This window comes from Streptomyces sp. NPDC006516, from assembly GCF_040611875.1.
In the GTDB taxonomy this organism is placed as follows: domain Bacteria; phylum Actinomycetota; class Actinomycetes; order Streptomycetales; family Streptomycetaceae; genus Streptomyces.
Genome location: NZ_JBEXPD010000004.1, coordinates 229,681 through 244,718, shown reverse-complemented (window position 1 = coordinate 244,718; position 15,038 = coordinate 229,681). Strand labels below are relative to the sequence as shown.

The following is a 15,038-nucleotide window of genomic DNA, read 5'->3' as shown; positions in this document are numbered from 1 at the left end:
GGGGGCCCCTGAGAGTATCGATAGTGGTACTGTCCGCTATCCGATAGGGGAACTATCTATGATGGGGGTCTGCTCGGCAAGCTCCTGGAGGGTGAACGCGCGGTGCGCATCGGTGAATTGAGTCGCAGGTCCGGAGTCCCGGTGCCGACGATCAAGTACTACGTACGAGAGGGGCTGCTGCCCGCCGGTCGGCTGACCAGCCCGAACCAGGCGCACTACGGCGAAGGGCACGAGCGGAGGCTGCGGCTGATCCGGGCACTCCTCGGCGTGGGTGGCCTCCCGATTTCCGCCATCGCGGAGGTTCTGGGCGCGATCGACGATCCGGGGCAGCCCGTGCACGAGGTGCTCGGCGTGGTGACCGCGCGCATGTCACCCGCTGAGGCGGAGCTGGGGGCCGACGCGGGGGAGCCGGAGGCGCCGGAGACGGCGGAGGCCCGTGAGGAGGTCGCCGCCCTGCTGGAACGGCGCGGCTGGCGGGCGGAGGCGGACAGCCCTGCCGGGCTGGCGCTGGCGGGCGTGCTGACCGCGCTGCGCCGGGCGGGGCACGGCGGTCTCGTCGAACTGCTGGACGCCTACGCCGACGCCGCCGAGCCCGTCGCCCGTGCGGACCTCGACTACGTGGCGAAACGCGTGGCGCGCGAGGACCTCGTGGAGAGCGTGGTCGTCGGCACGGTGCTCGGGGAGGCGATGTTCGGGGCGCTGCGCAGGCTCGCCCACGCCGACGCCTCGGCCCGACTCTACGACTCGGCGGAAGGGCCGCGGGCCCCCGCGTCCGTCGAGGGGCCGCGGGTGGCCGCGTCCGGCGAAGGGCGGCCCGCCGCGGCGGCGGAGTGAGGAACGCGCGAAACCCGGCCACCTCTCGAAGAAGGGCGGCCGGGTTTCCGGAGGGCGGAGAGGGTCAGGCGGCGCTCTCCTGCTCGCGCTCGACCTGCTCGTTCCACTCGCGCTTGACCGCGCGCCAGGCGTCGTCGTTCTGTCCGAGACGCCAGTAACCCGAGATCGACAGCCGCTGGAGCGGAATGCCGCGCTCCAGGCGCAGATGGCGCCGGATCTCCTTGACGAAGCCCGCCTCCCCGTGGACGAAGGCCTGCACCGCGCCCTCGGGGAAGTCCAGCCCGCTCACCGCCGCGACGAGAGCCTCGCCGACCGGCCGGTCGCCACGGTGCAGCCAGGTCACCGATGCCCCGTCGGGCGCCACGAGCTTCTGCTCCTCGGATGCGTCCGGCACCTCGATGAACGCGTGCACCAGGGCGCCCTGCGGCATCCGCTCCAGCGACGCGGCGATCGCCGGCAGTGCGCTCTCGTCGCCCACCAGCAGGTGCCAGTCCGCCGAGGCGTCGGGGGCGTAACCGCCGCCGGGGCCCAGGAAGGTCACCTGGTCACCGGGGAGCGCCCGCGCCGCCCAGGGGCCCGCAAGGCCCTCGTCCCCGTGCACCACGAAGTCGATCGCGAGCTCGCCGGTGCCCGCGTCCCAGGAGCGCACGGTGTACGTGCGGGTCGTGGGCCACAGCTCGCGCGGATACTCCTCACGGATCCGGGCCATGTCGAAGGGGTGGGAGTAGTCCGCCCCCTCGGGGGCGAAGCACAGCTTGACGTAGTGGTCGGTGTAGCCCTCGAGGGTGAAATCGGCCAGGCCGTCGCCACCGAGGACCACGCGCACCATGTGCGGGGTGATCTGCTCGGTGCGCAGGACCTGCGCTCCCTGCGCCTTCGGTGCCCGGCGTTGCGGCCGCTCTGCCACGAGGTTCTCCCTGCTCTGGACATGTGTGAAGCTCTACATACTTAGGCTTACCTAAGCTAGCACCTCACGCCTGGAGTGTCAGGAGCAGGCGCTGCAGTGCACCGCCCAGCCCCCACCGCGTCGCGAGAGCCTCCAGCGCGGCGGGGTCACGCGGTTCGCGTGGGAGCGCCGCGTCGAACGCGGGCACGGGTACGTCGTCGGCGACGCGGACCACCTTGGGGGCGACGGCCACGTAGTCACGGGCCTCGTCGAGCCGCTTGCGCTGGGAGGGTGTCAGCCGGGCGGAGGGGTCGTCCACCGCCGCCATGATCCCGGCGAGGTCTCCGAAGGCGTCCAGCAGCTTCGCCGCCGTCTTCTCGCCGATCCCGGGGACCCCCGGCAGCCCGTCGCTCGGGTCGCCGCGCAGCAGGGCCAGATCGACGTATCCGGCGCCGTCGACCCCGTACTTCTCGCGCAGCCAGGCCTCGTCCGTCATCTGGAGCGTGCCCACGCCCTTCAAGGGATAGAGCACCCGGACCCCCCGGGCGTCGTCCACCAGCTGGTAGAGGTCGCGGTCCCCGGTCACGATGTCCACCGGCCCGGTGGCCCGCCGGGCCAGGGTGCCGATCACGTCGTCCGCCTCGTAGGGAGAGACGCCCACCCGGGCGATGCCCAGGGCGTCCAGCACGTCCTCGATGACGGGGACCTGGGGGGAGAGCGTGTCCGGGGTCTCCTCCTCGTCGGGCACGCCGTCGGGGGTCTCCGCCGCCACCCGGTGTGCCTTGTACGTGGGGATCAGCTCGACCCGCCACTGCGGACGCCAGTCCGCGTCCATGCAGGCCACCAGGTCGTCGGGCCGGTGGTCCTGCACGAGCCGGGCGATGAAGTCGAGCAGCCCGCGCACGGCGTTGACCGGCGTGCCGTCCGGTGCGCGCACCGAGTCCGGGACGCCGAAATAGGCGCGGAAGTAGAGGGAGGCGGTGTCGAGGAGCATCAGGCGTCGCGTCACACCCTGATGATGCCGTAACCCTCCGACAGCGCGTGCGGGAGAAGCGCGCGGTTCCCGCGACAGCGGTTGCTTATGAGTGAACTGGGTCACACAAGTGTTTGCCCTGCGTAAGTGAGGGCAGGCGCGCCACCGGAGCGGACCACGTCCATTTTTGACTGATGCGCGTGCTCTGCGGGCCGAATCCGCACCGCTCCACGGTCTGCCGCCGGGGGTGGCAGACCGTTTCGGTTCAACGCGTGAGGTGTATGTGTCAAGGCTGCAAGCGGAGCACCTGTACAAGGTGTTCGGCAGACGACCCGATCAAGCCGTGCGGAAGCTCGAAGGCGGGACCCGCCGCGAAGAGCTGCGCGCCGACGGAACGACCGCAGCGGTGATCGACGCCTCGTTCACCGTGGAGCCGGGCCAGATCTTCGTCGTCATGGGGCTCTCCGGATCCGGTAAGTCCACCCTGCTCCGGATGCTCAACGGCCTGCTGGAGCCCACTGCCGGACGGGTGCTGTTCGACGGTCAGGACCTGACCGCCCTGAGCCCCCGTGAGCTGCGCAGCGTCCGCTCCACCAAGATCAGCATGGTCTTCCAGCACTTCGCGCTCTTCCCCCACAGGAGCGTCCTGGAGAACGCCGCCTACGGCCTGGAGGTCCAGGGCGTCCCGCGCGCCGAGCGTGAGGAGCGCGCCGCTCAGGCGCTGGAGCTGACCGGTCTCGCCGGCTGGGAGAAGTCCTGGCCCGACGAGCTGTCCGGCGGTATGCAGCAGCGCGTGGGCCTGGCCCGCGCACTCGCCACCGATGCAGACCTGCTCCTGATGGACGAGTCCTTCAGCGCGCTCGACCCGCTGATCCGCCGCGACATGCAGGACCAGCTCCTGGAACTGCAGAAGCGGCTGAAGAAGACGATCGTCTTCATCACCCACGACCTCAACGAGGCCATGCGCCTCGGCGACCGCATCGCCGTGATGCGGGACGGCGAGATCGTCCAGCAGGGCACCGCCGAGGACATCCTCGTCCGGCCGTCCAACGACTACGTCGCCTCCTTCATCCAGGACGTCGACCGGTCCCGGGTCCTCACAGCCGGTTCGATCATGGAGGCGCCGGAGGCGGGCCGTTCCGACAAGGACGTGCTGGCCGAGGCCCCCGCGACCGTGACGTCCGAGACCCCCATCGCCGAACTCTTCACCCCCTGCTCCACGAGCGGGGTGGCCGTCGCGGTCACCGGTGAGGACGGCGGAGTCGTAGGCGTCGTCCCGCGTTCCAGGCTTCTTGCCGCGCTCGGCGAGGAACCGCAGGTGGAGACCCCTGTGCCGGCCCAGCGTGAGGCGAAGCAGGTGATCGCCGGTGCCTAGGCTCTCCTTCGGCAGCTGGGTCGAGGACGCGGTCGACTGGCTCCAGTCGAACCTCACCTGGATCTTCGACTTCATCAAGACCGTCCTCGGCGGCATGTACGACGGTGTCAACGCCGTGCTCAGCGGCGGTGACGCGCTCCTGATGGCCGGGATCTTCGCCGTCGTCGCGTTCTGGCTGCGTGGCGTGATCCCCGCCGTCCTCACCTTCGTGGGCTTCGCGCTGATCGACTCCCTCGCCCTCTGGGACGAGGCGATGGCGACGCTCTCCCTGGTCGTCGTGGCGGCAGTGATCACCATCGTGATCGCGGTTCCCACGGGCATCTGGGCGGCGCGCAACAACCGGGTCGGCGCCGCGCTGCGGCCGGTCCTCGACGTCATGCAGACGATGCCCGCCTTCGTCTACCTGATCCCCGGCGTCATGTTCTTCGGCGTCGGCGTCACCCCCGGTGTCATCGCCACCATCGTCTTCGCGATGCCGCCCGGCGTCCGTATGACCGAGCTGGGCATCCGCCAGGTCGACAGCGAACTGGTCGAGGCCGCCGAGGCCTTCGGCACCACGCCCAAGCACACCCTCACCCGGGTGCAGCTGCCGTTGGCGCTGCCGACGATCATGGCCGGGATCAACCAGGTCATCATGCTGGCCCTGTCGATGGTCGTCATCGGTGGCATGGCGGGCGCCGGCGGTCTCGGTGAGAAGGTCTACGCCGCCATCACCCAGCTCCAGGTCGGCCTCGCCGCCGAGAGCGGAATCGCCGTCGTCATCCTCGCCATGTACCTGGACCGGATGACCGGCGCGCTCAACGAGCGGGTCTCCCCGCTCGGCCGCCGCGCCGCCGCCAAGGTCGCAGCGGGTGCGCGCCGGCTGAAGTTCACGCACTACAAGCCGGGCACCGCCGTCGCGATGACCGGTGTCGTCGTCCTCGCGCTCGTCGCGGGAGGCCTCAACATCGCAGGCTCCTCCGACTCGAAGGCGGCACAGGCCGACGCCTCGGACGTAGGCAAGGGCCAGAAGATCAACATGGGCTACATCCCCTGGGACGAGGGCATCGCCTCCACGTTCCTGTGGAAGGAGATCCTGGAGCAGCGCGGCTACGAGACCGGGATCACCCAGCTCGACGCCGGCCCGCTCTACTCCGGTGTCGCCCGCGGCGACATCGACTTCCAGACGGACTCCTGGCTGCCGACCACGCACAAGGACTACTGGGACAAGTACAGCGACCAGCTGGACGACCTCGGTTCCTGGTACGGCCCCACGTCCCTGGAGCTGACGGTCCCTTCGTACGTCAAGGGCATCGACTCGCTCGAGGACCTCAAGGGCCAGGGCAAGAAGTTCGACGGCAAGATCATCGGCATCGAGGCCAGCGCCGGGATGATGGGCACCCTCAACAAGAAGGTGCTCAAGGAGTACGGCCTGGAGGGCGAGTACGAGGTCGTCTCCTCCAGCACCTCCTCGATGCTCGCCGAGCTCAACGCCTCCATCAAGAAGAAGGAGCCGGTCGTGGTGACCCTGTGGTCGCCGCACTGGGCCTACGGCAAGCACGACCTGAAGAAGCTGAAGGACCCGAAGGGCGCCTGGGGCAAGGGCGAAGAGGTCCACACCGTCGCGCACAAGGGCTTCGCGAAGAAGGCCCCCGCCGTCGCCGAGTGGCTCAAGGACTTCGAGCTCACCGAGGACCAGCTCACCGGCCTCGAGAACGAGATCCAGAACGCAGGTCAGGGCAAGGAGCAGGACGGCGTCCGCGCCTGGCTGAAGAAGAACCCCGGGCTCGTCGACAAGCTGGCCCCGGTGCCGGGTGGTGCGGGCGGCTCCCAGCAGGGCAAGGACGCGGGCAAGACCGTGAACATGGGGTACTTCCCGTGGGACGAGGCCATCGCCTCCACCTACCTCTGGCAGAACATGCTGGAGGACCGGGGATACAGGACGACGGTCAAGCAGCTCGACCCGGGACCCCTCTACACGGGCCTCGCGCAGGGTCAGCTCGACGTCCAGTTCGACTCCTGGCTGCCGACGACGCACAAGGACTACTGGGACCGGTACGAGGACGACCTCACCGATCTCGGTTCCTGGTACGGGCCGACCTCGCTGGAGCTGACGGTCCCGTCGTACGTCAAGGGCATCGATTCGCTCGAGGACCTCAAGGGCCAGGGCAAGAAGTTCGACGGCAAGATCATCGGCATCGAGTCGAGCGCCGGGATGATGGGCACCCTCAACAAGAAGGTGCTCAAGGAGTACGGCCTGGAGGGCGAGTACGAGGTCGTCTCCTCCAGCACCTCCTCGATGCTCGCCGAGCTGAACCGGTCGATCAAGAAGAAGGAGCCGGTCGTGGTGACCCTGTGGTCGCCGCATTGGGCCTACGGCAAGCACGACCTGAAGAAGCTGAAGGACCCGAAGGGTGCCTGGGGCGAGGGCGAGCAGATCCACACGGTCGCCAAGAAGGACTTCGCCAAGGACTTCCCGGAGCTGACCGGCTGGCTGAAGGACTTCGAGCTCAGTGAGGCGCAGCTGGCGTCGCTGGAGGTGGAGCTCCAGAAGGGCGGCGCCGGCAAGGAGAAGGAGTCCGCCCGCCGCTGGATGGACGCCAACCCGGACGTGGTGGCCGAGCTGACGCCCGTCAGCTGACCCCCGGGTCCACGGACCGGCCATGACGAAGGGGACGGCCCCGGTAGCGAACCGGAGCCGTCCCCTTCAGGCTTGTCTCAGGGAGTCCCCGAAGGTTTCCCGTCCGTCCTCGTCCGCCCGCTTCCCCTCCATCACGCGAAGGACATGCGTAGGGTGCTGGCAACCGGCAGGATGGCGAACCGGGGAGGGAGCCGGACATGGACGACAAGGAAGCCCTTCGAGTGGGTGCCGCGGTCCGCCGACGCCGCAGGACCCTCGGACTCACCCTGGCCGCGGTGGCCGGGCGCAGTGGCCTGTCCGTACCGTTCCTGAGCCAGATCGAGAACGAGCGGGCCAGACCCAGCCCCCGCTCCCTGGACCGGGTGGCGCAGGCGCTGGAGACGACGACCGAGCGGCTGCGGGCCGCGGCGGACTCGGCGCGCGCCGTGGACGTCGTACGGGCCGACGGCGAGGACGGTGTGCGCCGCCTGGTGCGAGGCCGCCACCAGCTCAGTGCGCTGGAGTTCAGCGGCGAACCGGACCTGGGGCGCGAGTTCCAGCACCGCAACGACGAGGTGATGTACGTCGTGGAGGGCGCGGTCGAGGTCGAGGCCGAGGGGCAGGCCCATCGGCTCGGCCGGGGCGACACCCTCTTCCTGTCCGGCGGGGTCCGGCACCGCTGGCGGGCGGCCGTCCCCGGCACCCGGCTGCTGGTGGTCTCCGTCGCCGAACACATCGACGCGACGTACGACTCGCGCCGCTGACGGGGCTGCCGTGCGTGTCGTGTCCCTCGTGCCCTCGCTCACCGAGGCGGTCGCCGTCACGGCCCCCGGCCGTCTCGTCGGGGTCACCGACTGGTGCACCCGCCCCGCGGGGCTGACCGCGGCGCGGATCGGCGGCACGAAGAACCCCGACACCGCGGCTGTGGCCGCCCTGCGCCCCGACCTCGTCCTCGCCAACGAGGAGGAGAACCGGGAAGCGGACCTGGACGCCCTGCGCGCGGCCGGCCTGGACGTCCTGGTCACCGAGATCCGCACCCTCGACCAGGCCTTCGCCGAACTGGAACGGGTCCTCGCCGCGTGCGGCCTGCCCCGCGCGCGCTGGCTGGAGGACTCCCGTGCCGCATGGTCGGCGCTGCCGCCGCCGCGCGTCACGCGCCCCGCGATCGTGCCGGTCTGGCGCAGACCCTGGATGGTCCTGGGCCGTGACACCTTCGCCGGTGACCTGCTGGCCCGCCTCGGGATACGCAACGTGTACGCGGACCACCGCGAGCGCTACCCCCGCGTCCCCCTGGCCGAGCTGAACGCCGCGGGCGCCGAGCTGGTCGTGCTGCCCGACGAGCCGTACCGCTTCACCGCCACCGACGGGCCCGAGGCCTTTCCCGGACTGCCTGCCGCGCTCATCGACGGGCGGCATCTCACGTGGTACGGACCGTCACTCGCCGAAGCGGCCCCGGCGCTGCGAGCAGGGCTCCGCTGACCAGCCCGCCCAGCGTCCGCAGCCCGGCGAACACCCAGGCGGCCACCAGCAGTGCGTACAGCGCCGCGGCGAGCCAGGTGAACGCGTGGAGGCCGGTGTGCCGGGCCAGTCCCGCCGCTCCGGTGACGCACGTGCCGACCGGGAAGGTGAACCCCCACCACGTCATCGTGAACCGCATGCCGCGCCGCACCGCGCGCACCACCATCGCGGCGGACAGAGCGAGCCACAGCAGGGCGAACCCCATGACCGGGACGCCGTAGAGCACGGCGAACGCGCCGAAGGCCGAGGCGTACGGCGCCGCGATCGCGCCGGGCGCGACATCGGCCATCTGGTTGACGGCGGTCGTCGACTGGCCCAGCGGGCCGAGCACCAGGAAGAGCGTCGGCGTCAGCGCGAGGGGCAGCGGGCCCTCGTGGACCAGCCGCGCGAAGACCAGCGGGAGGACCACCAAGGTCGCCAGCAGCGACAGCCCGAACATCGCGTAACAGGCCAGCAGGAGCGCCTCGCGCCCCTGGCCGGGCGGCAGCTCGGGCACCAGCAGCGGGCCGACGGCGGCCGAGACCATCGGGGCCACCAGCGGCAGAAGCCAGACCGGGGAAGCGCTGCCGTGCGCCGGCCGGTGGCGTACGACCATGAGGTACGGGATCACCACGGCGGTGGCGAGCCCGGTCAGCGTGCCCGCCGAGAACAGCACCACGTCCACGGCGACTGCCGCCGGGTGCCCGATGAGGTCCCGGCCGACCACCAGGGTGCCCGCGCCGACGGCGAGCAGCGCCATGGACAGGCAGCCGTGGAACGGGGCCACGGCGGGATCCAGCAGATGGGCGCGCGCCTGCTCCGGGTGGAGGAGCCAGTGGCCGGCCCGGGCCGCGAGCACCACGACGAGCAGCACGGCGGAGAGGGCCCAGACCGCGAGGCAGGCCGTACGCAGGCCCGGCACGTCCAGGGGCAGAGCGGCGCCCGCGGTGGCCACGATGGCCGTTCCCATCACGGTGGCGTACCAGTTCGGGCCGAGATGCCGCAGTGCGGGGAGACGGACGGCTGCGGGCGGGGCGGCGGGCGCCTCGGTCGTGGTCCGCGGAAAGATGGCCATGCCACGATTCTTGGTGGCCGGCCCCCCGCACACCAGTGAGCACCCGGCTATGGGGCCATAAGCTGGGGTTATGACCAGCCCCGTCCCTCCGTCCTCCTCCCTGCCCCACCGGGTCCCCGACCTGGGAGCCATGGTGCTTCTGCTCGCCGTCGCGCGGCACGGGAGCCTGGGCCGGGCCGCGAGGGAGGTCGGCATCAGCCAGCCGGCGGCCTCCAGCCGTGTCCGGTCCATGGAGCGGCAGCTCGGGGTCGCGCTGCTGGACCGTTCCCCGAGAGGCTCCCGGCTGACCGACGCGGGCGCCCTGGTCACCGACTGGGCGCGCCGGGTGGTGGAGGCCGCCGAAGCCTTCGACGCGGGCACTCAGGCGCTCCGCGACCGGCGGGACTCCCGGCTGCGGGTGGCGGCCAGCATGACCATCGCGGAGTACCTGCTGCCGGGCTGGCTGATCGCCCTGCGCGCCGGCCGCCCGGACACGGCGGTCTCCCTGCTCGCGGGGAACTCGGCCGTCGTCGCCCAGCGGCTGCTCTCCGGCGAGGCCGACCTCGGCTTCGTCGAAGGGCTTTCCGTGCCGGAAGGCCTCGACGGCACCGTCATCGCGCACGACCGGCTCGTCGTCGTGGTCGCCCCGTCCCACCCCTGGGCCCGCCGGCGTACGCGACTCACCCCCGGCGAGCTCGCGGCGTCCCCCCTGATCCTGCGCGAACGCGGTTCGGGCACCCGCCAGGTCCTGGACGCGGCGCTCGCCGTGCACGGCGGGCTGGCGAGCCCGCTGCTCGAACTCTCCTCCACCACTGCCGTGAAGGGCGCGGCGGAGAGCGGCGCGGGCCCCTGCGTGCTGAGCGAACTGGCGCTCTCCGAGGAGCTGTCGGCCAGGCGCCTCGTCGAGATCCCCGTCGCGGGCGTCCGGCTCCGCCGGCAACTGCGCGCCGTCTGGCCCGCCGGGCACCGTCCGTCCGGCCCGGCCCGCGATCTGCTCTCCCTGACCGCACACCCCTCGGGTCCGGCACGCGGCTGAGACGTGGGTGGTCGCGGGCCCGTTCATGTGCCGCTCGCGAGCTGGTTCATGTGCCGGACACCTCTGCTTGACCTCATGTCCGGGCGGTCGTCCCCAGCCGGATTTCCATGAGACGAAGGTCACTTTCACTTTTGGGTCCGGCGTGTAGGTGTCGGGTGAATGTACCCATCTGCGCAGGTGGACGCGTTCAGCCGCTGTCCCTACGGTCACTTGGCAGTCACAACTTGTGACCTTTTTCTGTGGGCTCTGGGGAGGGCTGGGGGATGTTTCGTCGTGCCCGCGCACGCGGGGGAGCGGGAGGACCGGCGGCGTTGGCGCTCGCCGTCGCACTGGTGGCCGGTACGGCTGCTGTGGCGGGCGTCGCACCGGCCAGGGCGGAGGCGCCGCTCGCGGCACCGCGCTCCGCCGTGGCGGCCGCCGGGGAGGCGCCGGTGTCCGAGGACGAGGCGCTGGCCGAGGCCCTGCGCACCGGCAAGAAGGTGGAGGTCACCTCGGCGCGCGGCGAGAGCCGCGACGTGTTCGCCACGCCCGAGGGACGTTTCGAGGCGCGCGAGTACATGCGCCCGGTCCGTACGCGTGTCGGCGGCGCCTGGGCGGCCATCGACACCACCCTCGCCGTGACCGCCGACGGGGCGGTCGAACCGAAGGCCGCCTCCGCGGGCCTCACCTTCTCCGGGGGCGGAGAAGGACCGCTGGTGCGCCTGGAACGCGCCGGCCGCACGCTGGAGTTCACCTGGCCCGCGGACGTGCCGAAGCCGACGCTGGAGGGCGACACCGCGACGTACGCCGACATCCTGCCGGATGTGGACCTGCGGCTCGGCGCCCAGGAGGACGGCTTCACGCAGCTGCTCGTCGTCAGATCCGCCGAGGCCGCCGAGAGCCCTGAGCTCGCCGAGCTGCGGATGGGCCTGGCCGCCGACGGCATGACCGTGCGGGAGACGGCGGACGGCGGGCTGGCCGCCATCGACGACGGAGCGGGCACACCCGTCTTCGAGGCCGCCGAGCCGATGATGTGGGACTCCAGCCCGGGCGTCACGCCGGCGGCCGGCCTCGCGCGGTCCACCGCCGAGGAGCCCGCCGCCGCGACGGGGGAGGAGCCGGGCGCCGGGGAGTCGGGGCAGCTGGCCGCCGTGGGCGTCGAGGTGGCGGCCGGCGGAGAGGAACTGATCCTCACCCCGGACCGGGAGGTCCTGGCGGGTGAGGACACGGTCTACCCGGTGTTCATCGACCCGCAGTGGTACTCGCCGAAGACGACGGCGTGGACGATGGCCTCCAAGTACTGGGCCAGTTCACCGCAGTGGAAGTTCAACGGCGACCCCGACGCGGGCCTCGGGTACTGCGGCTGGGCCTACTGCAAGCCGTACGACACCAAGCGGCTCTTCTACCAGATCCCCACCTCGCAGTTCGCGGGCAAGTCGATCCTGTCGGCGGAGTTCGTGGTGCGCGAGACGCACGCGGCCTCCTGCGACAAGCGCGAGGTCCAGCTGTGGCGCACCAAGGGGATCAACTCCTCGACCACCTGGAACTCGCAGAACGCGTCCGGCTTCTGGGTGGATCACATCGAGACCCGAAGCTTCGCCTACGGGTACGACGGCTGCTCGGCCGCCGACGCGGAGTTCGACGTCAAGGCAGTGGTGGCACAGGCCGCGGCCGGGAAGTGGCCGACCCTCACCTTCGGGATGCGGGCCTCGAGTGAGTCCGACATGTACACCTGGAAGCGGTTCTCCGACGACGCCTTTCTCCGGGTCAACTACAACCGTCCTCCGGCGCAGATCAAGACCTCGCAGCTGACGCAGGACCCGGGCGGCGCGTGCGGCAAGCCCGGCGCGCCCAAGCGCGTACGGACGCTGCCGACGATGCGGGCGAACGACGTTACCGACCCGGACAAGGACCGGGTGCGGGTGCAGTTCCAGGCATCCTGGGACAGCGGGGACGGAAAGGGCTTCACCACCCGGTGGACCTCGGCCGCCTCCACCTACAAGGCATCGGGCTCCGACTTCTCGCTGTCGCTGCCCAGCACGCTCCCGAAGAACAAGACCATCGGCTGGGCCGCCCGTTCGAACGACAGCGCCCAGTGGTCGCCATGGTCGTGGGTCGGCTCGGCGACGGCGTGCAACACCGTCTACGACACCTCCGTACCGGCCGGACCGTCCATCACGTCGGGGCAGTACCCCGCCTCCGACCCGGAGGACCCGCAGGACCCCTGGCTGGACGGAGTGGGGCGCTACGGCACGTTCACTGTCGACTCCACCTCCACGGACGTCTCGAAGTACTGGTTCGGCATCAACGGCGACCCGAGCAGCGCACACACGCTGACCACGTCCGGCGGGGGTGCGAAGTCCCTGAAATTCATGCCGACCAGACCCGGTGTCAACTTCATCACCGCGCAGGCCTTCGACACCGCGGGCAACGGCAGTGAGATCCGCACCTACCAGTTCCGCGTCCGGGCCGGCCAGCCGGACCGGCTGACCTGGGACCTCGACGAGCCCGCGGGAGCCACCGGCGTCGCGGGCGAGGGCGGTGCCTGGCCGGCGGACCTGACGGGCGGCGCGCAGCCGGGCGTCGAAGGCGTCACGGGCAAGGGGCTTCGTCTCGACGGGGTGGACGACGTCGGGGCGACCGTGTCCCCCGTGCTGAACACCGGCAAGAGCTTCTCCGTGTCGCTGTGGGCCAAGCTGCCCACGGACAAGCCGGACGCCGCGACCGTCGCCGTGTCCCAGGCGGGGCACGACACGAGCGGGTTCGAGATCTACCACTCCAGCGCGATGGGCGGCTGGGTCTTCCTGCGCCACTCCGTCGACTCCGCCGGTGCCACGTCGGTGCGCGCGGCCCAGCCCGCCTGCCCGGCCGGCGACACCGCGTGCGTGAGCGGGCGGCTCGGCGTCTGGACCCATCTGGTCGGGGTGTTCGACAACCCCGCTCAGCAGCTGAGGCTGTACGTCGACGGAAAGCAGGTCGGCACGGCCCCCTTCACGTCCCCGTGGGACGCGCGCGGCAGCACCCTCCTGGGGGCGGCCAGGCATTACGGCACGATGAGCAACTTCTTCCAGGGCGACCTGGACGAGGTACAGCTCTTCGACTACCAGCTCTCACCGGACCAGGTGGCCGGCCTGCACTCCAAGCAGCCGGTGAGCACCAACCGTCCCGCCAAGCTGGCCTGGCCCCTGGACGAGGACGCCACCGCCACGGCGGTGACCGGCCGCGCCCAGCCGGTGGTCGCCACGCTCAAGGGCGGAGCCACGAGCGGCGCGACGGGCGTGGACGGCAAGGGCCTGCAACTCGACGGAGTCGACGACCACGCCACCAGCGGCCGTCCCCTCCTGGACACCTACCAGAGCTTCGCGGTGTCCGCCTGGGCCCGGCTGCCGAAGGACAAACCCAACAGGGCCATGGTGGTCGCCCATCAGAGCGGTGACGCCAACCGGGGCTTCGAGCTCTACCACACCGGCACCGGCTGGGTCTTCCAGCGGGCCACCGCCGACACCGGCGACGCCACCCTGGTGCGCGCGCTGGAGAACGCCACCAGCGACCCCAAGTGCCCGATCGCCCCGCTGGGCGAGTGGGCCCACGTGGTCGGCGTGTACGACATCGACGCCCAGCAGATCCGCCTCTACGTCAACGGGTGCCTGAAGGCCACCCAGCCCTTCACCACCCCCTGGCTCGCCTCCGGTTCGCTCACCCTGGGCGCGTCCGGATACCCGAGCGGCGTCGCCAACTTCTTCCAGGGGAACCTGGACGATGTCCGCCTCTACGACCGCACCGTCACCGACGACGAGGTACGTCAGCTCTTCAAGCAACGCCCCCTGATCAAGTCCCGCTGGCTCCTCGACTCCGCCACCGGCACTCCCGCCGTCTCGCCGAACGCGCTCGGCGGGGCCCCTGCCCTGACGCTGGGCGGTCAGGCGGCCGTCGGGCCGGGCTGGGTCGACGACGCGGCACTGTTCCTCGACGGCGTCGACGACTACGCGTCCACCACGGGCGTCCCGGTGGACACCGGGGCCAGCTACACCGTCACCGCCTGGGCGCAGGCCGCGGCGGCACCCGGCCGACCGGCCACCGTGATCAGCGCCGAGGGTGCCACGAGGAGCGCGTTCGCGGTCCGCTACGCGCCGGCGGCCGACCCCGGGGCGGGCACGGGAAGCTGGCAGATCCAGCTACCGGGCGCCGACTCCGCGACGGCGACCACGGTGACCGTGGAGAACCGCCAGTTCTACGACCCCACCGAGTGGAACCACCTGGCCCTGGTCTACGACGGTTTCGCCGACCAGGTACTGCTCTACGTCAACGGGCAGCTCGAACAGGTCGCCTGCGCCGACGACGACGCCGACGGCAGCCAGGACGACGCCGCGTGCAGCGAGCAGGTGTCCTGGGCGTCCAACACCCCCGCGTTCACCGCGACCAAGTCCCTGCAGTTCGGCCGCAGCAAGGCCGGCTCCACCGTGGGCGACCACTGGGCGGGCGGGATCGACGACGTGTGGGCGTTCCAAGGGGCCCTGAGCGAGTCGCAGATCGCCCATCTGTCGCTGGGCATGCCGGGTGTCGCCACCGAGGTGCCCGGCACCGACTGACCGGAAACGGTGCCGGACCGTCGCCTCGGGCACGGTCCGGCACCGCATCGCGGCTGCCGCCGCACCGAACCCATGCACCAGGCCAACCGCCCAGAGCCGCCGGGTTTTGTCCCGCGCGGCCGGGCGCGATCGGATCCGAGGGAATCAATGAGGCATTCGTCATCAAAGGGATGGGCGGTGCGGTGGAGACACCGGGCCGCGCTGGCCTCCGCCGTC

General features: G+C 71.3%; 10 protein-coding genes. 7 read left to right on the top strand and 3 right to left on the bottom strand.

Features of this window, described 5'->3' with window-relative positions; translation table 11 throughout:
- Window positions 1-102 precede the first annotated feature (102 nt).
- On the top strand, window positions 103-834 hold the full coding sequence (locus tag ABZY45_RS15440) for a MerR family transcriptional regulator (RefSeq protein WP_356740074.1): 732 nt from the start codon (window positions 103-105) through the stop codon (window positions 832-834).
- Window positions 835-898: 64 nt separating this feature from the next.
- Here ABZY45_RS15440 and ABZY45_RS15435 read toward each other — a convergent pair whose 3' ends face one another.
- A complete protein-coding gene (locus ABZY45_RS15435; protein WP_356740072.1) occupies window positions 899-1,741 on the bottom strand; it encodes a siderophore-interacting protein in 843 nt (280 codons plus the stop codon).
- 64 nt (window positions 1,742-1,805) lie between these two features.
- The gene (locus tag ABZY45_RS15430) at window positions 1,806-2,714 is read right to left on the bottom strand and encodes a 5'-3' exonuclease (protein WP_356740443.1); all 909 of its coding nucleotides are present in this window, start codon (window positions 2,712-2,714) and stop codon (window positions 1,806-1,808) included.
- 262 nt (window positions 2,715-2,976) lie between these two features.
- Between ABZY45_RS15430 and ABZY45_RS15425 the strand changes: the two genes are divergently transcribed.
- The 4 genes from ABZY45_RS15425 (at window position 2,977) to ABZY45_RS15410 (ending at window position 8,146) form a co-directional block, all read left to right on the top strand.
- Complete coding sequence (locus ABZY45_RS15425) at window positions 2,977-4,068, top strand: glycine betaine/L-proline ABC transporter ATP-binding protein (RefSeq protein ID WP_356740070.1); 1,092 nt, start codon at window positions 2,977-2,979, stop codon at window positions 4,066-4,068.
- Window positions 4,061-6,688: an ABC transporter permease/substrate binding protein gene (locus ABZY45_RS15420; protein ID WP_356740068.1), complete on the top strand. Its 2,628-nt coding sequence runs from the start codon at window positions 4,061-4,063 to the stop codon at window positions 6,686-6,688. Before ABZY45_RS15425 ends, ABZY45_RS15420 begins: the two co-directional genes overlap by 8 nt.
- 197 nt (window positions 6,689-6,885) lie before the next feature.
- Window positions 6,886-7,431, top strand: coding sequence for an XRE family transcriptional regulator (locus tag ABZY45_RS15415; RefSeq protein WP_356740066.1), 546 nt, complete (start codon window positions 6,886-6,888; stop codon window positions 7,429-7,431).
- Window positions 7,432-7,441: 10 nt separating this feature from the next.
- Window positions 7,442-8,146 (top strand): helical backbone metal receptor, encoded by a 705-nt coding sequence (locus tag ABZY45_RS15410; RefSeq protein ID WP_356740064.1) that lies wholly within the window; start codon window positions 7,442-7,444, stop codon window positions 8,144-8,146.
- Here the strand turns inward: ABZY45_RS15410 and ABZY45_RS15405 are convergent.
- A complete protein-coding gene (locus ABZY45_RS15405; RefSeq protein WP_356740062.1) occupies window positions 8,085-9,239 on the bottom strand; it encodes a TDT family transporter in 1,155 nt (384 codons plus the stop codon). The two genes, ABZY45_RS15410 and ABZY45_RS15405, sit on opposite strands and share 62 nt — an antisense overlap.
- A gap of 70 nt (window positions 9,240-9,309) precedes the next feature.
- Here ABZY45_RS15405 and ABZY45_RS15400 point away from each other — a divergent pair, with 70 nt between their 5' ends.
- Together ABZY45_RS15400 and ABZY45_RS15395 are read left to right on the top strand one after the other, a co-directional pair.
- Window positions 9,310-10,254 (top strand): LysR family transcriptional regulator, encoded by a 945-nt coding sequence (locus ABZY45_RS15400; RefSeq protein ID WP_356740060.1) that lies wholly within the window; start codon window positions 9,310-9,312, stop codon window positions 10,252-10,254.
- Window positions 10,255-10,565: 311 nt separating this feature from the next.
- The gene (locus ABZY45_RS15395; protein WP_356740058.1) at window positions 10,566-14,822 is read left to right on the top strand and encodes a LamG domain-containing protein; all 4,257 of its coding nucleotides are present in this window, start codon (window positions 10,566-10,568) and stop codon (window positions 14,820-14,822) included.
- The last annotated feature ends 216 nt before the right edge of the window (window positions 14,823-15,038 follow it).

Coding starts and splice junctions, on each gene's coding strand:
- ABZY45_RS15430 (WP_356740443.1), bottom strand. CDS start 2,714: ATGCTCCTCGACACCGCCTCCCTCTACTTCCGCGCCTATTTCGGCGTC.
- ABZY45_RS15415 (WP_356740066.1), top strand. CDS start 6,886: ATGGACGACAAGGAAGCCCTTCGAGTGGGTGCCGCGGTCCGCCGACGC.
- ABZY45_RS15405 (WP_356740062.1), bottom strand. CDS start 9,239: ATGGCCATCTTTCCGCGGACCACGACCGAGGCGCCCGCCGCCCCGCCC.
- ABZY45_RS15400 (WP_356740060.1), top strand. CDS start 9,310: ATGACCAGCCCCGTCCCTCCGTCCTCCTCCCTGCCCCACCGGGTCCCC.